At 61.9% G+C, this 21912-nt stretch carries 23 protein-coding genes; 6 read left to right on the forward strand and 17 right to left on the reverse strand.

The features are described 5' to 3' along the window. Window positions 1–227: 227 nt before the first annotated feature. Window positions 228–836, reverse strand: coding sequence for a hypothetical protein (locus SZ63_RS07750; RefSeq protein WP_048183928.1), 609 nt, complete (start codon window positions 834–836; stop codon window positions 228–230). Then, window positions 833–1468: a hypothetical protein gene (locus SZ63_RS07755; protein ID WP_048183931.1), complete on the reverse strand. Its 636-nt coding sequence runs from the start codon at window positions 1466–1468 to the stop codon at window positions 833–835. Before SZ63_RS07755 ends, SZ63_RS07750 begins: the two co-directional genes overlap by 4 nt. Before the next feature lie 368 nt (window positions 1469–1836). On the opposite strand from SZ63_RS07755, the gene SZ63_RS07760 reads away from it, so the two are divergent. From SZ63_RS07760 to SZ63_RS07770, 3 genes are all read left to right on the forward strand, one after another. Continuing rightward, a complete protein-coding gene (locus SZ63_RS07760) occupies window positions 1837–2598 on the forward strand; it encodes an acetoacetate decarboxylase family protein (RefSeq protein WP_241481287.1) in 762 nt (253 codons plus the stop codon). 15 nt (window positions 2599–2613) lie between these two features. Beyond that, entirely contained in the window at window positions 2614–3444 is an 831-nt protein-coding gene (locus tag SZ63_RS07765; RefSeq protein WP_048183947.1) for an SDR family oxidoreductase, read from the forward strand. A 156-nt stretch (window positions 3445–3600) separates the two neighbouring features. Then, window positions 3601–4761, forward strand: coding sequence for a PQQ-dependent sugar dehydrogenase (locus SZ63_RS07770; protein ID WP_048184204.1), 1161 nt, complete (start codon window positions 3601–3603; stop codon window positions 4759–4761). A gap of 4 nt (window positions 4762–4765) precedes the next feature. On the opposite strand, the gene SZ63_RS07775 is transcribed toward SZ63_RS07770, so the two are convergent. The 12 genes from SZ63_RS07775 to SZ63_RS07820 form a co-directional block, all read right to left on the reverse strand. Next, window positions 4766–5239, reverse strand: coding sequence for a VOC family protein (locus SZ63_RS07775; protein ID WP_052959101.1), 474 nt, complete (start codon window positions 5237–5239; stop codon window positions 4766–4768). Window positions 5240–5295: 56 nt separating this feature from the next. After that, window positions 5296–5916 (reverse strand): GNAT family N-acetyltransferase, encoded by a 621-nt coding sequence (locus tag SZ63_RS12440; RefSeq protein ID WP_052959102.1) that lies wholly within the window; start codon window positions 5914–5916, stop codon window positions 5296–5298. 246 nt (window positions 5917–6162) lie between these two features. Further along, window positions 6163–7251, reverse strand: coding sequence for a hypothetical protein (locus SZ63_RS07785; protein WP_156168435.1), 1089 nt, complete (start codon window positions 7249–7251; stop codon window positions 6163–6165). 59 nt (window positions 7252–7310) lie between these two features. Next, window positions 7311–8831, reverse strand: coding sequence for a PEGA domain-containing protein (locus SZ63_RS07790; RefSeq protein WP_156168437.1), 1521 nt, complete (start codon window positions 8829–8831; stop codon window positions 7311–7313). A gap of 95 nt (window positions 8832–8926) precedes the next feature. After that, window positions 8927–10390, reverse strand: a complete 1464-nt coding sequence (locus SZ63_RS07795) for an MFS transporter (protein WP_048183956.1) — start codon at window positions 10388–10390, stop codon at window positions 8927–8929. A 64-nt stretch (window positions 10391–10454) separates the two neighbouring features. After that, window positions 10455–10631 (reverse strand): hypothetical protein, encoded by a 177-nt coding sequence (locus SZ63_RS12970; protein WP_156168439.1) that lies wholly within the window; start codon window positions 10629–10631, stop codon window positions 10455–10457. Further along, a complete protein-coding gene (locus SZ63_RS07800; protein ID WP_048183959.1) occupies window positions 10618–11394 on the reverse strand; it encodes a CPBP family intramembrane glutamic endopeptidase in 777 nt (258 codons plus the stop codon). Before SZ63_RS07800 ends, SZ63_RS12970 begins: the two co-directional genes overlap by 14 nt. A gap of 1 nt (window position 11395) precedes the next feature. Beyond that, complete coding sequence (locus SZ63_RS12975) at window positions 11396–11557, reverse strand: hypothetical protein (protein ID WP_156168441.1); 162 nt, start codon at window positions 11555–11557, stop codon at window positions 11396–11398. A gap of 154 nt (window positions 11558–11711) precedes the next feature. After that, a complete protein-coding gene (locus SZ63_RS07805) occupies window positions 11712–12683 on the reverse strand; it encodes an alpha/beta fold hydrolase (RefSeq protein WP_048183962.1) in 972 nt (323 codons plus the stop codon). 31 nt (window positions 12684–12714) lie between these two features. Next, window positions 12715–13227: an SRPBCC family protein gene (locus SZ63_RS07810; RefSeq protein ID WP_048183965.1), complete on the reverse strand. Its 513-nt coding sequence runs from the start codon at window positions 13225–13227 to the stop codon at window positions 12715–12717. 171 nt (window positions 13228–13398) lie between these two features. Continuing rightward, window positions 13399–13890, reverse strand: a complete 492-nt coding sequence (locus SZ63_RS07815) for an SRPBCC family protein (protein ID WP_048183968.1) — start codon at window positions 13888–13890, stop codon at window positions 13399–13401. A gap of 185 nt (window positions 13891–14075) precedes the next feature. After that, window positions 14076–15035 carry a nucleoside recognition protein gene (locus tag SZ63_RS07820; RefSeq protein WP_048183971.1) on the reverse strand — a complete coding sequence of 320 codons (960 nt, stop codon included), beginning with the start codon at window positions 15033–15035 and terminating at the stop codon, window positions 14076–14078. A gap of 395 nt (window positions 15036–15430) precedes the next feature. Here SZ63_RS07820 and SZ63_RS13235 point away from each other — a divergent pair, with 395 nt between their 5' ends. Both SZ63_RS13235 and SZ63_RS07825 read left to right on the forward strand, forming a co-directional pair. Further along, window positions 15431–15559 (forward strand): symporter small accessory protein, encoded by a 129-nt coding sequence (locus SZ63_RS13235; protein WP_277619446.1) that lies wholly within the window; start codon window positions 15431–15433, stop codon window positions 15557–15559. Then, entirely contained in the window at window positions 15549–17132 is a 1584-nt protein-coding gene (locus SZ63_RS07825) for a sodium:solute symporter family protein (protein WP_048183973.1), read from the forward strand. Before SZ63_RS13235 ends, SZ63_RS07825 begins: the two co-directional genes overlap by 11 nt. 36 nt (window positions 17133–17168) lie before the next feature. On the opposite strand, the gene SZ63_RS07830 is transcribed toward SZ63_RS07825, so the two are convergent. The 3 genes from SZ63_RS07830 to SZ63_RS07840 form a co-directional block, all read right to left on the reverse strand. Then, on the reverse strand, window positions 17169–17906 hold the full coding sequence (locus SZ63_RS07830) for a flavodoxin family protein (RefSeq protein WP_052959103.1): 738 nt from the start codon (window positions 17904–17906) through the stop codon (window positions 17169–17171). 66 nt (window positions 17907–17972) lie between these two features. Next, window positions 17973–18917 (reverse strand): PhzF family phenazine biosynthesis protein, encoded by a 945-nt coding sequence (locus tag SZ63_RS07835; protein WP_052959104.1) that lies wholly within the window; start codon window positions 18915–18917, stop codon window positions 17973–17975. A gap of 109 nt (window positions 18918–19026) precedes the next feature. After that, window positions 19027–19704, reverse strand: coding sequence for a hypothetical protein (locus SZ63_RS07840; RefSeq protein WP_048184215.1), 678 nt, complete (start codon window positions 19702–19704; stop codon window positions 19027–19029). 337 nt (window positions 19705–20041) lie between these two features. On the opposite strand from SZ63_RS07840, the gene SZ63_RS07845 reads away from it, so the two are divergent. Further along, window positions 20042–21868 (forward strand): PAS domain-containing sensor histidine kinase, encoded by a 1827-nt coding sequence (locus tag SZ63_RS07845; RefSeq protein WP_048183975.1) that lies wholly within the window; start codon window positions 20042–20044, stop codon window positions 21866–21868. Window positions 21869–21912 lie beyond the last annotated feature (44 nt).

The raw sequence follows: 21912 nt of genomic DNA on the forward strand, positions 1-21912 counted from the left end.
GGCAGGGGCACTCAAATTATTCTCAATATCGCCCGGATACTGGCTCTTCCGGGGTTCAACCCGGTCTGCGGCGCATTAAGCCGTCTTTGATCTGCCCGGATAATTTCAATATCCACATCAGGCTTATACTTTCTGCTTTTCTCCCTCCATTAATCACGGCGATAACGCGAACCGGGACGTTTCGGGAGGGCCTTTTGGGAAAAAAGGGTGTCGTAACCCCGGTTTCTTCACCCCAGCTTCAGAAGGATGGATGCCAGGACGAAGAGGAGCAGGCCGTTGATCACGACGATTCCCGCAATGATCATGCCCGGGACGAGGCCCGGCAGCAGCATGCTGATACCGAACGCGATCGCCACGACGTTTAAGACCGTCAGGGTGACCAGGAGCCGTTTGAGGATGGGCGGGAGAGAAGCCGCCGGTTCGGCGGCACCCTGCAGCATCGGGAGGAACCGCTTCGTAAGGAGTATCGCTCCCCCGGCGATGTTGAGGGTCGCAAGAAGGAGCTGGATCACGCCGGTCAGGATGCCCGGAACGATGCAGGAGAAGATCCCCATGGCGGCGAAGACGATCCCGATGACGATCAGCAGCCACGAACGTCTGTACTGGCCCATCGGGGTCTCCCCCAGGGCCAGCATCTGGATGGCCATGATGACGAGCAGCAGGCCGAGCTGGCCGTCCGGGGAGAACGGGAGCGTCCCCAGGTTCACCGGAACGAGCAGCAGCCCGAGGAGCACCAGCAGCACTCCGACCGGGATGACCAGGGCAATCGAGAGGGGGAGGGAGGCCTCCCTGAAGAATCCGAACCCGTCTTTTGCGTGAAGGTCGTCTGTTGTCATGCCGGGTTTTCTCCGGGAGGATACGTCCGGGCAGCCTTCTGGATGCCCCAGGAGAGGTAGAAGAAGCCGATGCCGTAGACGATGAGGAGGACTGCAGTCTGTGGGTCGGTCGTGATCCCGGGAAGGAGCGTGACGAGACCGAGGATTATCGAGAACACGTATACGATGATGCAGGCGATCGTCAGGTGCCGGAGTACGCCGGGGATCTTCAGCCACAGCCGGGCCTTATCTTCGGAGAGGAACAACTGCGCGAGAAGAGCGATCCCCCCGGCAAAGAGGAGTAATCCGACGAGGATGCGGACCGGTTCGGCCAGCAGTCCGGGAATGAAGCAGGCGGCCATCCCGATAACCGCAGTGCACACCCCGATGAGTATGGCCGCCCACGAGCGCCGGAGATCGCCGAACGGGGTCTTTCCCATCGTGATCACCTGAAACGAGATGATGACGAGGAAAAGCCCGTAGGTGCTGTCCGGGGCGTACGGGAGTTCGCCCGTATGAATTCTGAAGAGGACCAGGCCGAACAGGAGCATGAATACCCCGTAGACGAGCAGGATGACGACTTCGAGGGAAAGGTCGGACTCCGCTCTCGTAATCGCCCCGGTCTTTCCTTCCGGCTGGCTGATATGTCCCATAATTGTACCTCCCTGGTTCTATCCAGCGACAGATGGCTAAATAGCGTTAATCGGGTAAATACTCTGATCTGCATTCGGCATTTATTTATAGATATGTATTTCCGCTCCCGTTGAGCCTCTGTCGCATTGCAGGCGCGACTCGCCCCCGATCTGCGTTCTCTTCTCTCTGTTATAGTATTACGCCGATTCGGCAGCCCCATTTCAAATCATGAAAATTTTCCGCATTTCGGGTTATAACGATGTAAAAACACGCATTTTCCAGATCAGGCGCAGGAGGAACAAGATTCAAAAGGTATATGCCTAATGGGATAGCATGCAATTGATTGGAGAACGTTATGTTCCGACCGCAAGACGATTTTACATACCTGATGCCGGTCCATTTCGGGGGCGGCAAATTCGACCCGGAAACCCTGGTCACGCAGAAGGCAACCGGCCTCTCCGTCAGTTACGAAACCGAGAGAGACCTTCTTGAGAACTACATTCCGGAGGGATTCGAACTCCTGGCCCCCGAGGTGCAGGTCGCGTTCAACAAATTCACCGAGATCAACTGGATGCACGGCGGCCAGTACAACCTGATCAACGTGGCGGCGCCGGTCCGGTTCCACGGCAAGAAGGACGAGCTCGACGGCGCCTACACGCTGGTGGTCTGGGAGAACAAGACCGCACCCATCCTCGGCGGGCGGGAGCAGACCGGCATCCCGAAGATCTATGCGGATATCGAAGACCTGCACATCGTCCGGCCCAACTACGCCACGACCGTCAGCTACGAGGGGAACACCTTCCTCAACATGGACTTCGAGGCCACGGGATCGATAACCGGGCGGGATCTCGATGCCCTGAAGTCGCAGTTCCTCACCATGAACACCCTCGGGTGGCGGTACATCCCGAAAGTCGGCGCTCCGGGAGCGGAACTCTCCCAGTTCGTCCTCTACCCCCAGGGCATGGAGGTGGAGACGGCGCAGGTCGGAAAAGGCAGCCTGAAGTGGACCGAGCTGACTCCGATGCAGAGTCCGGCCCAGTACTACATCGTCAACAGCCTCGCGGCCCTGCCGATAAAACGGGTGACGCAGTCGGTAATGGTCGAGGGAAGGGCCATCCTCCGTGCGATGGGCGCAAGGGTCATCGAATAAGGGCAGGTAGGGATTATGGTCGATTACTATACGGGCAAAGTCTGCCTCGTCACCGGCGCGAACTCCGGGATCGGGTATGCGATCAGCGAAGAACTCTTAAAGAGGGGAGCAACCGTCTACATGGCCGGCCGCAGCCGGGAGAAGGTTGCCGAGGCCGTCGCCCGGCTCTCCGCATACGGGGATCGGGCACGCCCGCTCGTTATGGACGTGACGAAGCAGGAGCAGGTGCAGAAGGGTATCGAGGATACGGCAGCGGAGGCGGGCAGGCTGGACTTCCTCTTCAACAACGCGGGCGTCGGGGGAACCATCCCGTTCGAGATGGCCACCCTCGACGACTGGAAGGCGATCATCGACACCAACATCTGGAGCGTCGTCTACGGTGTCCATGCCGCCGTGCCGATCATGCTCAAACAGGGGTTCGGGCATGTCGTGAACACCAGTTCGATAGCGGGCATCGTCCCGCCCCCGTTCCAGGCGCTCTACTCCCTGACGAAGTACGGCGTCACCGGCCTCACCGAGTGCCTGAAGTACGAGTATGCGGAGAAGGGACTCTACTTCTCGACGATCTGCCCGGCAAATATCGCGACCCCGATCTTCAACAAGGGTATCGACGGGCAGGCCCGCGGCGAACTGCGGATCCCCGACGACGCGTATCCCGCCGATAAAGCGGCGTCGCTCATCCTTGATAGGGTCGCGGAGCACAGGGGGATCATCGTCGTGCCCGAAGAACCCTACACCGACCTCTGGAAGGGGTACATCCTCGGCACCCCGGAGGTGGAGGAGCGGCTATCGCAGATGGCACGCGAGCGGCGGGAAGCCTTCGAGAAGGGCGGGACGTACTTCTGATCCTCTCTTTTTGCCCCGGGTCCTGGTACCGGCCGGGTACCTTTAAGTAATTCTATCCGATCCATCCTCGATAGAGGTGAGATTATCAATCGCGAAAAGCCCGGAACGGCTGCTCCGGAACGCGTGGGTCTTGAGCCGGTCGCCGATGGATTCACCATGCCCGTTGCGCTCGCGTCTCCCGGCGACGGGACCGGACGCCTCTTCGTCGCGGACCTCCCCGGCACCGTCCGGGTCATCGGCGCCAGTGAGCCGTTCCTCGATATCACCGACCGGGTCGTCGACCTCCGCACCGGCTACGACGAACGCGGGCTCCTCGGTCTCGCGTTTCACCCGCGGTTCGCGGAGAACGGCAGGTTCTTCGTCTACTACAGCGCCCCGCTCCGGGCCGGGGCGCCGGAGGGCTGGGACCATACGAGCCGGATATCGGAGTTTGCCGTCTCCACCCCCGACCGGGCGGATCCCGGTTCGGAGCGGGTGATCCTGGAGGTCGACCAGCCGCAGGCGAACCATAACGGCGGCTCGATCGCTTTCGGCCCCGACGGCTGTCTCTACATCCCGCTCGGCGACGGCGGCGGCGCCCGCGACGTCGGAAGAGGCCACCCGCCGGGGGGAAACGGGCAGGATATCACCACGCTGCTCGGGAGCATCCTGCGGATCGACGTCGACGGCCCCGGGCCCTACGGGATCCCGGAAGACAACCCCTTCGTCGGAAGAGAGGGGCGGGACGAGATCTACGCCTACGGGCTCCGCAACCCGTGGCGGACGGCCTTCGATGCCGGAGGCGGGCACCGCCTCTTCGCCGCCGACGCCGGGCAGTACCTCTGGGAGTCGGTGAAGATCATCGTCCCGGGCGGCAACCACGGCTGGAACCTCCGGGAGGGCAACCACGCCTTCGACCCCGAAAACCCCCGCGAGTCGCCGCAGGACGTGCCCCGAACCGGCCGGCGCGGCGAGCCCCTGGTCGACGCGATCGTCGAGTACCCGAACGCCGGCCAGCCCGGCGGGATCGGGCAGGTCGTCATCGGCGGCTACGTTTACCGCGGCAGCGCAATTCCCGGTCTTTTCGGGCGCTACGTCTTTGCAGAGTGGAACCGGGCGGGTGCCGACGGCGACGGGATCATCTTCGCCGCGACACCGCCCGGGACCCCCGGGGGGATGTGGGAATTTGCCGGGGTCGAGGTGGCCGGAAGCCGGACAGTCGGGTCTTACGTCCTCGCGTTCGGAGAGGACGCGGAGCACGAACTCTACGTCCTGACCTCGAAGAGCCGGGGGCCGGCCGGGAAGACGGGGCGCGTCCACCGAATCGTTCCGTCCTGAACACCTACTTTGCGAGATCCTCCCGGACAGCCCGCATCGTCGCCTCGAAGTCCCGCATGCGGGCGAAGTCCGGCGTAGTGAAGACCAGGCGGTAGCCGTCGGGGTCGCGCACCACGACGTCGCGGGTGTTCCAGGGCCGGTCGACCGGGCCTTCGATGACGGCCCCGGCATCTGCTATCCGTTCGGCAAAGGCGTTAAGTTCGGGGATCCGGTCGACCGCCCCGGCGGAGAACGCGAGCGTGACGGCGACGCCGGAGCACGGTTCGGTGCGATCGTCACGGCGGGGCACGAGGAGGATATCCTGGTGCTTCAGCCGCCGGAGATGCGCGAGGTGCGTTCGCCCCCCGGGGTCCTGCATCCGGTAGACGAGGGAGAATCCGAGAATCCGGGTGTACCACTCCACGGACGCCTCGATATCCCGGACCTCGAAGGTGGGAAAGAGCATCATCGGGTAGATCTCGTGCTCGGTCGGTTCCATGTGGTTTCTCTCTGTTTTCAAAAGACATCTGGTTATCGAACCGTTCCCGGCAGGCTCTACGGATCCGTCGTTGTATCGCAGACCATGGTCAGGACGCCGAGAGTCCGATGCGGCACCCACGCCCTGTGGATGGATACGATGCGAAACCCTGCTCTCTCATACAGTCGCACCGCTGCCGGATTGGGGGCGATGACGTTCAGGGTTATCGTTTTGCCCCCGCGGGACCGGACCTTCCGGACGGCGTCTTCGAGCAGAGCCGTGCCGATCCCGCTGCCCCGCTCTGTCGAAACGACCGAGAGGCTTGAGATGTAGTATCCGGGTTCCGGCTCTTTCATCAGGTAGTCCGGCGCGAAGATCAGCCACTCGGCGAGAAGGAACCTGACGGCGGTGGCGAGGCCGGCCGCACGGGCGACGGCGAACAACTCCTCCCGGAGTCCGGGAGCATCCGGGGTCTGCATGACCAGGACACCGACGACCCTGCCTGCCCGGACGGCGCAGGCGATGTTCTCGCGCCCGAAGGCGTTGCCGCCCGCCAGGACCAGTTTTGCAATTTTTCGGAGGGCTGGTGTGCGATCTCTGCCGAAGACGAGGGGGAAATACACCGGCCCGGTATCGTAGATGAGGGCGGCAACCTCTCGAATGGAGTGCTTTTCCGGGCTGAATGGTTCGAGGATCATCGATGGCGTTCCAGGTGCTCTCGTGGCGGAATCCGGTATGGATTTCGATGGAGGGGATGTATTCGAGCGGTCTCTCTGGGGGTATGGTATTGCGGGTCGCGATGACGGATAAGGGATGTCCGTGCGATGTATCTATATCACCTGCCCGAGCTGTTTTCCGCCGATTCGTGGAGATGCGTGATCACGCGGAGGAGTTGCTTTTCGACCGTTTTTATCATATGCCGGAGATTCCCGAAGCTGTGCGTTCTACTTGGGGAAGAGGACATCAACTGCAAGATATATCTTTTCAAAAATCGCAATTATCGGAAGGATGAAAGAACTTATAAATTGAACGACAGTTTTTGGGTTGTACCCTTTACTCTGATAGTAAAGGGAGAGCAATCTTTCTCTCTCCGTGTACAGGGTGTCCAGTGAGATTTTTATTCGCGTGATTTCATGCTCGATATCGCTTTCATTTTCTTCCGATATAAGATCTAATAGTTTCCGGTGCTGACGACCGTATTTCTCATTGATTCGCTCAATCTGATCTTCGAGGTGTCCCCTCAAAATTTTCCTGATACTTCCTATGCTGGAAATAACGTAGTAAAAACTCAGAGCATAGAGCGCCAGTAAAATATAGGTCTCGTACAATATGCTGAACGGGTTGACGTATGAGAGAACCAGGAACGCTATTACAATGGAATACGTCACATGGGATGTCACGATATAATTCCTCAACTGCTGCAACCCCCCGAGCCTGTCGATACACAATATATCCAGGGCTAGAGAGCGACGATACTCCGTGTTGCTGAGCGTCATGAGAGTCCGGACAGTATTCAGTAAAATCCAGACCATTGTCGCCAGTAAAAAGATATTGATGAAAGAAACCGCTTGATTGACGAAGTCGAGAATAGCACTCCAGATCGTTGGCTCCTGTAGATAAAACAGATGAGTGAGGCCTTGCAGCAATTCGACACCTTTGATCAGGATAAATAAAGCCATAAACGGCACAACCGTCATGAGATAGCCTTTTGCAGACCCAACCCCTTCCTTAAATGTTGAGCGGATATGACCCGGATCGCAACTGTTTTGAGAAGCAACTACGACCTTTGAGAACGCATGCTCCGCTCTGCTAAGGATATAGTTAATACCAAAGATCTGAAAGCCGACCAGAATACTCATTGAGAAGAGCTCTGTGAGAGTCCACGGGTTTAAAGGGAACCATTTTACATTTACGCTCAGAATCAAGAAGATTATGGCGAGAGCACCCGACACCGATACCGATAATACGGGATAGGAGAGAGAACTCCGACAGAAGATCCTTTCGATCCAGTTCTCATATTCTCTTCCGGTCATTTCGCTACCGCTGTTTGCTTTCAAGTGCGGGATCCACAAAAATTTGTATGGTATGTCCCTCAAAAAAAGGGGAAAAGTGACGTTTCGGCGGGAATAGTTGTCAACGACCAGATTTGATGCTCGTCACAGGTTACGTTGACCGTCATGGATTCCTGCACATCGATGGTCTGGTTATAGGGTGGATAACCTTCCAGGCTTAAACCCAGTTCGTAGGATCCCTTTTCACTGAGCGTTTTTATGAACGGAGTTTGCCCCAGTACCTTGTTATCCAACGACACGGTTGCTCCGCTTGGCACCGATTCGATGTTCAACGTAATCTGCGGCATAAGGTCGTAAAAAACCCGGGGTGCCGGCCTGACGATGGTTGTGTTATAATGAGCGATATCAGGATAGGACTCCCAGACGACAGTGCTTTCGTCCATATCGGTCCAATAGAGATCTGCCGGACCGGTCATCAACGTTGTACCTCTTGCGCTCATGTTGTCAAGATAGATCTCCGTCATGTATTCGCCGGACGAGAGATTCAAGGATAAGCGCTCCGTAACGATCGATCCGCCGGATATGGAACAACCTAACAGGGGATCCGATGACGATTGGAGGACGGTCTCTCTGCCGGAAGAAGCATTGTGCCCGTAGAGCGCATACTCGTCCCCCTGCATCGTCCCCCATATTATTACGTCGTTTGACATACGGAGAAACTGCGGACGGTAAATCCCGTAGTGGGTCAGTTCGGAGGAGGTGTTGCTCGAAATGTCGTAACTGTGAAGGTCATAGATCAGGTTGTCGGCGTCAGCCGGATCGGACTTTTCCCACCAGATAACCCGCTCCCCGGAGATCTTTGGACAACCGCTTACCGGAGAAGAATCCGAATAGTGCGTGATCTGTGTCACTGAATCGGTAGCGATGTTGTACAGGTATATGTTCGAACTGTTGGAATCTCGATCGATCCCGTGCCAGACCACATAGTCTCCGCTGATGCCCGGGGGCTCACCGATGACTCCGTGTGCCCACGTATCCCCGGTCGGGATGGTGTCGGTGAACGCTTTCTCTTCATTGCTTGTGAGGTTCAGCAGGGTTAGGCCTGGAACGGCTTTACAATCTGTAACTGGCGTATCCATGCAGTAGTCTACCCAGACAGCGTAGTTCCCCGATGCTTCCACACGCTGAGGATTGAACACGTTCTCCTTTAATTTAAACTTCCGACCTGTCGTCAGGTTGTATACGGCCAGATCGAACCTGTTGTTGTCACTCCCAGGACCTTCGGTATATTCCCACCAGAAAACCCGGTCGCCCGATATCGATGGGAGCGAGCGGGTGGCGTTGTCACCCGGGTCACGCGGGATGGTGGAGTAGCCCGGGTCTTCCGTTTGAGGTTCGTCGGATGAATTTTGCCCAATAATGTCTGTTGCATCTACTGTTGTGGCAATAAGGGTGCAGGATACTATCACGAGCGCTACGGAGCAGAATAGCAATGAGATTATTTTTGTCATAGCGAACCCCTCCGAGGGGCAGGGGAGGTTGCTGGGGAGATCTATTATATAATCATAACCTCCCCCAATTTCCGCCGTCCCGGTACTCACCTGCCATGCATCAGCATGCCAGGTGAGTCAATCCTGGAGATGAATGCTCATACTGCTTGTATGGTGCAGAACTGTCGCCTGATAGAGAGACCCGATCAGAAACCGGGATCGCAGGTTCGATCATCCGCCGGCACCGGCCCCGGATCCTGCGTCTCGCTTCGTCGGCCGTGCGCAAAATAACTGCAGATCAGTGCCGGAACGGTGAGGGCAGCGGCAAACAGGAACGTGGCAGCGTAACCGCTCCTCATGAGTGCCGGGGTAAGCCGCGGGATGATATCGCTGCCGTCATCCGGCAGGCCCGCACCGTAGACAACGGATTCGAAGACCAGGAGAAAGAGAGCGATCCCGATCGTGTACGCCGCATACCGGCCGGTCAGCAGGATCCCCGACCCGCTTCCCACCCGGTCTTTCGGGCAGCTGTCGAGGATGAGGGTCGTGGCCGGGGCATAATAGAGGGCAAGGGCGATGCGAAAGAGTGCGATGAGAACGATCCCGTGCAGGAGGGAACCGTGCAGAACCTCGACGAAGCCAAAGAGCGTACAGCCCGTGAGAATCACTGCCGCAATGCAGACCGGCCGCGGACCATACCGGCCGGCGAGATATCCCGCAACCGGCGCAACGAGTATCCCGGCAACCGAGGCCGTCATCAGGATGATGCCCGCGGTAATCACCGACTGGTGCAGGCCCATGATGAGAACGAACGGCAGAAGGAACATGATGCCGCCGAAGATGATGTACATGAGGAAGGATGAGGCAAGCCCGGCGGAGAAACGCCGGTCGCGGAAGAGGGCGAGGCTGATGACCGGGTCCTCGACCCGGCGAACGTTCAGGATGAACGCGGCGGCGCACAGGATCGCGGACCCGTACAGGATCCGGGGTATCGTGTCCGAAACGCCCGGGTGGTAGTCCAGCGACAGGCCGGAAAGGAGCGTGGTCAGGGTACCGAAGAGCAGGACCGAGCCGGTATAATCGAACGGCGCCGACCCCGGCCGGGGTGCCGGACCGGCGAGGCATATCCTGCCGATCAGGTACACGCCGACACCCAGGACGATCATGATGACGAAGAGGGGACGCCACCCGACAAGGCCGCTGATGACCCCTCCGGCCCCGATGCCGGCGGCGGTCCCGAAGAGAGAGGCCGAGGTGACCCACGACTGCCCGACCGCCCTGCCCGACCCGGCGATGGTGGCAGAGATCAGCGCCGGGCCGCCGGCGATGAACATCGCGGCGCCGAGGGCCTGCAGGGCCCGGGCCATGATCAGGGTCAGGATGTCCCATGCAAGGAAGCAGAGGAGCGATCCGATCGAAAAAAGAAGAGTGCCTTCGAGGAAGGTGCGTTTCAGGCCGCGGGTATCCGCACCCCTCCCGATGATGACGCAGAACCCGGCAAGGACGAGCATGTACCCGTTCAGCACCCAGGAGACCACCCCCAGCGTCGAATCGAACTCCTGCATGATAAGGGGAAGGGCGATGTTGACGCTGCTCATTGCCGCCGTCCCCATGAACGCACTGAGTGCGATGACGAATACGCTGAGCCGGTCGTTCTCTGTCGGGGCCATGGGACGGTCACTCTATGGGGAAGGATCGTGTGCAGTTATGGTGAGGGTTTTGGTTTATAGTTCATTAAACGTGCAGGTTTGCTGCTGCAACGTATCCGGGCGCTCCCCGGCATATGAGCGGGACGCGGCTCCCGGCAATGGTTCCCGATGCGGGGATCGCCTGTGATCCGGCAGCGCCGGGTGCGCGGGCCGCCTGACCGAGGAAGGCGAACTCCCCCGGGTCTTCGTCACCGGTAAGCACGCCTCCACCGGGCAAGCGTCTCCGGGCCCCAGAGGAACGTCACGACGACCGCGATCGCCGCCGCGATCGCCCCGGTGACGACCGGGTCGTAGTGGGAACCGTAGTTCGGGAACGAGAATTCGGCAACGTTCATCATGCCGTGGAAGAGGGTCGCGGCAAAGACGCTTCCGCCGGTGTTGTTGTAGAGCCAGACGATCAGGACCCGGAGCGCGACCGTCGAGAGGGCCTGCCCCGCCGCCCAGACCGGGGTATTGAGCAGGAGCCAGGGGATGGAGTGCCACGCCGCCCAGACTACCCCGAGGATGAGCGCGGTGAAAAGAGCGCTGCGCCGCTCCTGCAGGGGGTCGGCGGCGTAGCCCATCCAGCCCGTCTCCTCGAACGCAGCGGTGATGAAGAAGAGAACGATGAAGACCGGGATCAGGAGATACGGAACAAAAGGCCCGGCGGGGAGCGGCCGCCCGGAGAGGAGCATCACGGCGTAGGAGAGGAGCATGATGCCCGGCATCAGGAGGAGGATGGGAAGATACCAGAGCGCACGGATCTTTCGGAAGTCGGCGACCCGTGCAAACAGCCGCGCGACACCGCTAGCCCCCTCCTCCCGAAAGACCAGGATCGCGGCCGCCAGGCCCGGACAGACGAGCATGAGGGCGCTCACGGGGAGGTTGAACGGTCCCGGGAGAGGCGTTCCGGAAAAGATGAGGAACGGGATGGAGAGAAGGAAGATGAGGAGGAAGAACGCCGGGGGCGACCGCCCGGTGCTCACGCTACCCGCCCTCCGGCACGGGCGCGTCGAGGAACTCCCCGATCATCTCTAGCAGCCGGTCGGTGCGGTCGATGAGCGTGATGTGGGTCGTGCCGGGGAGGACCGCGAGCCGGGAGCGCGGAAGGCCCGCGGTTCGCGGCCCGCGACGGGAGCATCCTCCCAAACGAGCTCTCGATCGTCGTGAGCGCCCCATGAAGGAGCACGAGCGGGCGGCCGGTGCCGTGGACCTCGTAGTAGATCGAGAGACTGTTCACGGGGGCGTAGCGGCCCGGGGCTGTTTCCATCTTCGTTGCCATGATCGTTTCACCAATTCACTTTCAGGGTGGAGTGCGACCGGGAATGCCGTTGTCGTGCAGGAACTCCGTGATCCCCTGCCTGACGTCTTCGTCATGCCCGAGCAGCATGTGACCGCCCCCCGGCACGGCAAGGAGGCGGGCGTTCGGGATCTTCCCGGCAAGGGCACGCGCATTCTCGTGGAGAGCCAGCGGATCGTCCACGGCGCTGACCACCAGCGTGGGTGCCCTGATGCTGCCGACCGGATAATCGTTGCCCTCCTGGTCGTTGAGCAGTCCGGGGGTTGAGACGTAGATGTCAAATAAACTGCCGTCTATCCGGGCGCTGACCGGCAGGAGACTCATGAGCAATGCCCTGACGTCGCCCTTGTCTTCCGGGGTGAGCCGCTTTCCCCGGGGGACACCGGCCCATGCTCCCCCCACGATCGGCTGGAAAAAGGTGACCGTTGCCCAGTAGATGAAGTTGTTCTTGAAGAAGACGGTGAAGATGGGCTTTTGCATGACCGGCCCCTTTCCCGGGGCGACGGGCTCGACGAGGACGAGAGCCGGGACGCGCTCCGGGTGGCGAACGGCGAACTGGAGCGCCGATGCGGACCCCGCCGAGTAGCCGACGACGGCTGCCTCCCTGATGAAGAGGGCGTCCAGCAGAGCGGCAAAGGCATCCGCCTGCATGGCGACGCTCGCGCGCGAAGGCATGGGCGAGCCGGGGTAGCCGAACCTCGAGGGCGTGATGACCTGGAACCGCGGGTCGATGGTCCGGCCGGCGAGCATCAGTCCCTGGTCGAACCCGCCCGCGTTGCCGTGGACGGCCAGCACCGGATACCCGGATCCCACCCGGGCGTATGCGATGCTTCCGTAGTCCGTCCGGGCCACCCGGCTCCCCGACCTCTCGATACGTTCCCGGGCGGCACGCATAACGCTCCGGTAGCGCACCGCGACCGCCGCCCCCGCGACGGCGATACCGAGCAGGACGAGAACGATCAGGACGTCGGCCATGGGAATAACCGCTACCGGCCACGCCGGGTCTTCAGGCGCCGATGTTTCCCCTCGAACGTTCCTTCAGGACTTCTGCAAGCTTGTCGAGGGACTCGTTCCAACCGACTACGGCCATATCGCGGTCCTCGTCCGCCGGGACGCCGGGCTCCCGTATGGTCAGTTTTGTCCCGCCGTCGGCGTCCTCGAACGTCACCGTCGCCACCAGTTCCAGCGGCCAGTCCCCGGTCATCCCGTAGTACGAGGCCGGGACCACGTTGCCTTCCGCGTCCGAGAACGAGTCGGTGAAGACGAGCCGTTCCGCGGGGGCGATCTCGCGGTACTCACCCGTGCTCCAGAAATCCCGGCCTTCGGGCGATCGCATGCCAAACAGGTACCTGCCTCCCACGCGGAGGTCGATCCTGACGACCGGCTCGGTGAAGCCCTTCGCCCCCCACCAGCGCCTGACATACCCGGGCTCTGTCCATGCCTTCCAGACGAGTTCGCGCGGAGCGTCGAAGACGCGCTCGATGAGGATCTCCGGCCTGATCTGCTCTGCTTCTTCCATGGTTACTCACCCTGCAGGCGCCCCTATGACGGCCGGGTGGTTATTAACCCATCGGCGAATACCCCGGCGGGGTTGCCGGAGATCCCCTCCCCGGGCGGCCGCCCGGCAGCGGAGTCCTGCGGCAGGACCCCCGCGTGAAAATCCGTCTGGCTGAGACCGGCTGCTCCGCACTTATCGCGCCGGCGCCTCCTGTTTCAGCGACTGCAGGAGTCCGGCAAGGCGTTCCATGGGGTCGAGCATCTCTTCCTGCGATCCCGCCTCGAGCATCCCGTCGCGGTCCTCGACCGACTGGAAGATCAGGTGGTCGGTCAGCCTCGTCCTGCCGCCGCCGAGGTCTTCGAGCGTCTGCGTCTCGAGCAGGACGTGGCCCGGCATGGCCTCGTACTCGAAGGTGTCGACGATCCGTTCGGGCGTAACCTCGTGGTAGACGCCGTGGAAGGCATACTCGTTTCCTTCGGCATCGCGCTGGGTGACGCGCCACATCCCGCCGGGCCTCGCGTCCATCTTCTCGACCGTGGTCGTGACGCTCTCCGGCCCCCACCACTGCGATACCAGCTCCGGGTCCGTGCATGCCCTGAACACGAGGTCCCGCGGGGCATCGAACTCCCGCGAGATGACGACATCCTGTTTTCCCGCTTCAGCGGTGAGACTTGTTTCTGCCATTGTATCTCCCTCCGATGGTTCCCGGGCTTCATGCCTTCTTCATGAAAAATTTTCCCCTCACGGGTACGCCGGTGAAAACAACGACGAAGGCGGCAAAACCGGAATATCCGCCCGGGATGCGGCACTTCCGCGGTATGCCCCGGGTGCGGGCGGAGGCTCCCGTCCGGGGACGTGCCTCCTCTCTCTCACCAGAACCAGGCCAGCAGGAAGATCGCCGCCAGCAGGAGGCCGTCCTGGAGAACGACGGAGAGGATCATGATCCTGGCGCCCAGTTTCGGGCCGAAGATCGCGGCGTAGAACGACCCGAGCCATCGCAGGTAGGTGACGACGCTGGTGAGCAGGTTCGCCACGAGCAGCGTGATGACGATATCCCTGCCCGACAGCTCGCCCGCTGCGAGGAGGCCGGACGCGAGGCTTGCCGCGGCGACGTACGATCCGAACTTCGCGGCGACGATGGCGAGCCCTTCGGGGGGTATGGGGAAGAGCCGGCTTGCGCCCTCCAGGTACGCGGCGACGGCGTCGAAGACGCCCGCCTCGACCAGAAACGCCACGACGACGATCGTCGGGATCATGATGCCGAGGATACGGCGGAGGGTCTTCACGGTCGGCCCGAGAGAGGCTCGCACGGCCTCGCGAACGGGCGGGGTCGGCCCGGGAGGTTTCTCCGGCGGCCCGGACGCCGGAACCCCGGGAAGGAACACTCTCCCGGCCACCATGACGATCCCGGTCTTGAGAAACCCGATCCCCATCAGGATGCCGAAGTAGATCAGGCCGAAGACCCCGAGCAGCGGCACATAGACCGGGATGAGGTAGCGCCAGTGCATCACGACGGACGGAAAGGAGTTGATGAGCGCCGCGACGACGAGCTCGCTCCTCCCGATCATCCCCCTGTGGTGGTAGTCGACGAGCATCGCGTCCGCCGCCTGCGGCGAGACGAACGCCAGGAGAAAACTCGCTCCGCACTCCCGGGGGAGGTGAGAGAACGTCGTGACCGGGTAAGCGACGCTCGCGATCCGGTCGGTGATCCGGAGAGCAATCAGGATTTCGGCGATCAGGACGCCGGCGACGACGATCGGGACCGTCCGGACCAGGAGTTCGAACGAGAGGCCCAGTGCCGCTGAAACGATCTCCGCCGTGCCGTCCATGGTTCACCTCGCCTTACGGCTTTCGTCCAGAAACAACATCCGGTACGCCGTCCGTGCATATCACCGTTCTGGATGGCCGCGATGGGATCCTGCCGCTGCTGTTGTGGCCGGTATTGCAATCGGGGCTCTGTTATGGGAGAAACCCGGCAACGATGCGGTCTCCCACCGGTTGAGAGGGCAGAAAATCGGATGGTTTAAATACAATGGATCGAGAACGTGTTTAGGTACTCGATGATTGGCAACGATTTAGAGTCCTATCGCACGGCAGTGCAGAACTGTCCGAACGTGCAGTGCACGTTTGCGCAGAACGCATTCTTCTTTAGATAGGGAACCGGCCTTTTTGCTGAGTTCCCGTGTAATGTAACGGTTTTTCCGTTACCGCCAGGTGGTTTGTTATGTTCGGCATCACTGATCCCGCGATCTGGGTTGGGTATCTGCTTGCGCTCGTCTTTACGCTCGCATGCTTAGTGTACGGCCTCTTGAACTGGAACAACGGCGTGGAGGGAGAGCAGGATGGCAGTTGATACGGGGCTCTTCGTCGCGATGACGCTGGTATACCTCGTCCTCATCATCGGCCTCGGCTACCTCGGCTACCGCCGGACAAAAGAGAACGACGACTACATGGTCGCCGGGAGGAAGATCCATCCCGTGGTTCTCGCCCTCTCCTACGGCGCGACCTTCATCAGCACCTCCGCCATCGTCGGGTTCGGGGGGGTTGCGGCGCAGCTCGGCATGGGGATGATCTGGCTGACCGTTCTCAACATCGGGCTCGGGATCTTCATCGCGTTCGTCTTCTTCGGAAAACGGACGCGCCGGATCGGGCACAGACTCCGTGCCGTGACCTTCCCCGACCTGATGGGGAAGTGCTACGGGTCGCCGTTCATGCAGTATGCCGCGGGAATCGTCATCGTCCTCGGCATGCCGCTCTACACGGCGGCGATCCTGATCGGCGGCGCCCAGTTCATCACGAGCACGCTGCAGATCCCCTACACCACCGCGCTCCTCGGCTTCGCGGCGATCGTCGCCCTCTACGTGGTGCTCGGGGGGCTCATCGCCGTCATGTACACCGACGCGCTGCAGGGCGGGATCATGCTCGTCGGGATGACCATCCTCCTCGTGCTCACCTACGTCCAGCTCGGCGGGATCGTCGAGGCGCATACCGCCCTTGCCGGGATGTCCGCCCTCGTCCCGGAGGCGCTCGCCGCCGGGGGGATGACCGGGTGGGCGTCCATGCCGGCGTTCGGATCGTCCATCTGGCTCACGCTGGTGACGACGCTCGTTCTCGGGGTAGGCATCGGGGTGCTGGCGCAGCCCCAGCTGGTCGTCCGGTTCATGACCGTCAGGGACAGCCGGGCGCTGAACCGTGCGGTCCTCGTCGGCGGGCCGTTCATCCTGATGATGACCGGGGTCGCCTTCACGGTCGGGGCGCTCACGAACGTCTACTTCTACCGGGACCAGGGCGTGATCGCGCTCGCGGCGGCCACCGGCGGCAACGTCGACACGATCATACCGAACTTCATCAACGCGTCGATGCCGGACCTCTTCATCGTCATCTTCATGCTGGCGCTCCTTGCCGCAGCGATGTCCACGCTCAGTTCTCTCTTCCACACGATGGGAACGTCGCTCGGGTTCGACGTCATACGGCGCACCGGAACAGAGAGGGCGACGATGAGGCCGATCCGGCTGGCGACCGTCGCCATGATCGCCGTGAGCATCGTTCTCGCCTTCATCATGCCCGGCAGCATCATCGCCCGGGCGACGGCGATGTTCATGGGCCTCTGCGCATCGGCGTTCCTGCCGGCCTACGCCCACGCCATGTACAGCAGCAGGCCGTCGCTAAAGGCGGCAAAGATGAGTCTCGTCACCGGAACGGTCGCCTGGTTCGCGTGGACGGCCTTCGTCCACGTCAAGGAGTCGGCGGCGCTCGGGCTCTCCAACCTCCTCTTCGGGGTGCCGGCGGTTCTCTCCGCCCCGTGGCAGGACGTGGATCCGCTCGTCATCGCCCTCCCCCTCTCGACGGCCGCGCTGCTGGTCGGGTGGGTGCTCGATCGCCACGAGGTGACCGCGGATACGGAGGAGTCGGCCGGGGCGGCCTGAAGGCCCCATCCTGTTTTTCAAGACGTCCGTCGGGAATCAACCGGGAAGCCGCTTCCTCTTCTCCAGCACGTCCGCGAAACAGGAGCACTCGAGGTAGCCGGCCTGCGTCCAGTAATCGAGATCCCCTGCAAGGACGCCCTCTCCGGCAGCCTCGATCTTCTGCTTCATGATACCGAAGACCTCTTCCAGGTACTCGTCGGTGGTAACGGCACGCTCCCCCGTCACGTAGGAATAGATCGCATCGGCCAGAGCGCGGGCGTCGTTTCGTGCCCCGTCGGGGTCGTAGAGGTGCCCGGGAAGCGACCCGTACGACCCGAGCGTTCCGACGGTCTTGACCCCGAGCGAGGCCATCATCATTCCGAGGTAGTTCTGCACCTCGGGAAGGCCGCTCCCCGCCGTGGTCGCAACGGTCACGCCGGCTTTCCCGGCGAGCCGCATCGTGTGGAGCCAGGCCGGCAGGCGGTCGAAGAACGTCTTCATCTGGCCGGAGACGTTGATCGCATACACCGGCGACCCGAGGACGATGAACGAGGCGTTCTCCATCCGCTCTCTGAGCATCGCCATATCGTCGTGCTCATCCTGCGGGCAGAACCCTTTTGTCATGCACGTCCAGCAGCCCCTGCAGTAGCGCACGGCCGTCTCGGCAGGGGTGAATATCTCGCACCGGACTGCGTCGTCCTTCTCCGCCAGGCGGTCGAGCATCATCTTCGCCAGTGCGTACGTGTTGGAGCGGCTGCCGTGGGGACTGCCGATATACGCAAACACCGTTGGCATGCAGAAAAACTGCGGTTGATGGGATTTAATGCATGCGATTCGATCCGGTAGAGGCCGGCGGCAGGGTTATTCCGGTTGCCCGGGGCGAACTCCCGTAGAGAGGACATACTCCCCGTCGATCCGCACCTCTCCCCGCCCGCCGAACATGAGCCCCCCGTCGTCGGGGCGGAGCAGGCGGACGATGTTCGGGTTCTCCCGGTCCGGCCCCTGCTCGATGACGAGCGTCCGGTTTGTCCAGAGGTTCTCCCGGATGAGGAAGTTGCCGAGGGCGGCGTTCCCCGAACCGGTCGCCGGGTCTTCCAGGTACCCGAACGTCGGGGCGAAGACCCGGGTGTGCAGGTCGTGCCCCCGAAACGCCGTCTCGCGGGTGTAGACGACGACCACGTCGACGGCATGGGCAAGAGCGAACGCACGGAGCGTCGCGTAGTCGGGAGAGCACCGGATGCAGGCGTCGAGCGAGGCGAGGGGGACGAGCAGGGTTTCGAGGCCGGCGTTCACGACGCCGGGGGGTATCGCGGGATCGATCTCCCGGACGCCGAGTGCGAGGGCGGCAGCGGTCTCTGCGATGTTGGGGCATGCGCCGGAGAAGACCGGTTCGGGTGCCCGGATGTAGACCATGCCGTCCTCGCCCGTCCGGTTCAGGACGGTGACGACACCTCTGTTCGTCCGGAGGAGGAGGCTCTCCCGGCCGCGGAACCGGTCTTCGCTATGCACCACGTCGTCCATGATGGCTATCGTCGCGTGGCCGCAGAAGTCGACTTCCCGCTCGCAGGAGAAGTAGCGGATCGAGAGGTCGCACTCGCCCGGCGTCCCCTCGCGGAGAAAACCGACCTCCGAGACGAAACCCTTCAGTTCGCGGGCGATCCGCTGCATCTCGTGGTCGGCGATCTCCTCCCCGGGAGCAAGGCGGACGTATCCCGCGGGGTTTCCTGCCGATCCGGCTGCTGCAAAGGCGTCGATCTTCTTGAACCGGTAGCGTTTCATGACTCCACCCGCGTGTTCATCGAGCATCTGTCCTCCTCCGGAAGGGAAAGAATTTGTTATCTGTTCCGGCACGATGACGGCGGCAGAATGCTCCGCTGTAAGGACGACGGGTGGAAGTTCCGAAAAAAGAGTAGGGTTAGTTCTTTCTCCAGGTAACCAGCACCAGCCCGGCGATCAGCAGGGCGGCGCCGGCAAGGGCCGGCGAGAGGGGCGCCTGCTGCGTGGGGGGCGCGGTGTTCAGGTTCACGTGGAGGTCGACGGTCTCACCCTTGCCGGGGTACTGGTCGACGGCCGCCGTGTAGGGGAGATACCCTTCTTTGGTCACGGTGTAGGTCTTGTACGGGGTTCCGGTCACGTAGACCTGCACGGTGAGGACTCCCTGGCTGGTGGTGCCCTTGATCTCGTTGTCGAACTGGACGGTTGCCCCGTCAACGTTGACGTGGACGGCGTACCAGCCGACGTCGCCGCCGATCGGGGCGGGAGGCGCTGCGGGGTTCAGGGTCGCGTAGAGGTCGAAGACCTCTCCTTTGCCCGGAACCGAGGTTACGTCCCCGTAGTGGGTCGCGTATCCGTCCTTCTCGACACGGAACGTCTGGTAGGGTGCGCCGGTGGTGTAGACCGGGACATACAGCACGCCGGCCTCGATCGTGCCCTTGTATTCGTCGTCGAAGTAGACGTCGGCTCCATTCACGTTACAGTTGACCGCATACCATCCGTTGTCCCCGCCTACGGGCGGTTGAGCACTCGAAGGAAGGACAATGAGGAAGCAGGCGATGAGAGAAAAGACCAGAAGATTGCGTACAGTGCTCTGCATAAAAGCCTCCGCTTTCATTAGTAAATTCTCTTCTGATGGATATATCTTTCTCTATTTTATCGGCCGAATCGAGAATTAAAAGAGATTTACAAAAAATCCGGCGTCTCCCCGTTCAATCGCGGCCGTCCTCGCCGGGATCGCGCCCGTGTGCGTCCCTTCGGCAGGCTGTTCACCTCACGGCCGAACCGGGGCGGCAGGAGATCCGGAAAGCCCGAACGCATCCTTCAGGGATTTCCGAACCGGAAATCGTCCGGGGAAACACCGTATCGCTCCGGAGCGCGGTGACTTTTATCCGGGAGTAATTATAAAATCTGGCCCGCAAGGAGGAAGTCCCGCCATGGCACCACTGCCCGAGACCATCCGCATATTCATCGTCGGCATCCTGATCGGCGTGTCGGTCGTCCTGACCTACTACTTCCATGCGGTTCTCTCGGTAGGAGCGGTCTTCTCCCACTTCTTCTACATACCCATCATCCTCGCCGCCCTCTGGTGGGGGAGAAGGGGCATCAGCGTAGCCTTCTTCCTCGGCGGACTGGTCCTGATCAGCCACTTCCTCCTCAGGACCGACGTCGGAACCGTCAACGACTACGGGCGTGCGGTGATGTTCGTCGTGGTCGCATTGGTCATCGCCTGGCTCTCCGAACGGCTGAAGAGGCAGCAGAAGGACACCGAGCGGGAGCGCGACCGGGCGCAGGGCTACCTGGACGTGGCCGCCGTCCTGCTGGTCGTCGTCAATGCGGACCAGACCATCGGGCTCGTCAACCGCCGCGGCTGCGAGCTCCTGGGATACCGGGAGGACGAACTCATCGGGAGGAACTGGTTCGACGTGGCCATCCCGGAGCGCAACCGGGAGGATGCCCGGCGGGCATTCGCCCGTATGGTATCCGGGGTCGCCACCGCATCGCCGACGGAAGAGAACGTCATCGTGACGAAGAACGGCGACGAGCGCATCCTCATCTGGAAAGAGGCTGTCCTGCGGGGCACCAACGGCCGCATCACCGGGACCCTCGGGTCGGGGAAGGACATCACCGAACGGATCCGGGCACAGGAGGCGCTCCGGAACCGCGAGGCCCAGCTCCGCACGATCGTCGAGAACCTGAACGAAGGGCTGGGCGTCTTCGATCTCGACGGCAACCCGCTTCAGTGGAACCGTGCCGCAAGAGAGTTCTTCGGGCTGTTCGGCCTTGAGAACCCCCCCGGGAACGTGAGCGACTTCGACGATCTCTTCGAGTTTACAACGACGGACGGCACCGTCCTTCCGCCGGAAGAGTGGCCGCTCTCCCGCGTTCTGCGCGGGGAGCAGATCCGGGATGTGGAGGTGCGCACCCGGCGCATCGGAACCGACCTGGAGCGCGTATTCAACTACGGCGGCACCCTCGTTCGCGACGCGGGCGGCAGCCCGTTTATGGCGGTGGTCACGTTCACGGACATCACCGGCCGTAAAGGAGCTGAAGAGGCCCTCCTCTCGGCGAACGAGGTGGCGAACCTGTATCTCGACATCATGGTTCACGACATCAACAACGCCAACGCTATAGCGCTCGGGTACAGCGACATTCTCGCCGAAGACCTGGAAGGCACGAACCGGGGGATGATACAGAAGATCCGGTCGGCCGTCAGCCAGAGCATCGAGATCATCCAGAACGTCTCGACGATCCGGCGTCTTCGCTCGCCGACCCCGCCCCTGAAGCCCGTCGACCTCGACGCGGTGATCCGGGCCGAGATCCGGCAGCACCGCGAGACCGATATCCGGTACGACGGGAGACCGGTCACGGTCCTCGCAGACGACCTCCTCCCCGAGGTCTTCACGAACCTCGTCGGCAACAGCATCAAGTTCGGGGAGCCCGATGTCGTGATCGCGATCCGGGTCGAGGACCAGGACGGCGGGGTGCTGGTCTCGGTCGAGGACACGGGCCCCGGCATACCCGACGAGGTAAAGCCCACCCTCTTCTCGCGGTTCCGGAAGGGGAAGAGTTCGAAGAGCGGCAAGGGTCTCGGGCTTTACATCGTGCGGATGCTTGTCACCCGCTACGGGGGGAGCATCCGGGTGGAAGACCGTGTGCCGGGCGCTCCGGATGCGGGGGCGGCGTTCCGGTTCACGCTCAAAAAGGCGGCGCGGGAGGAGCCGGAGGCGCCGGCCATCCCGGAGGTCCCGCTGCCGGTGTAGGAGGGCTGTAGCGGCCATCCCGGCTTCCGGAATCTCCGAGCAAC

Origin of the sequence: Methanoculleus sediminis (genome assembly GCF_001017125.1) — an archaeon.
GTDB classification, from domain to species: Archaea; Halobacteriota; Methanomicrobia; order Methanomicrobiales; family Methanoculleaceae; genus Methanoculleus; species Methanoculleus sediminis.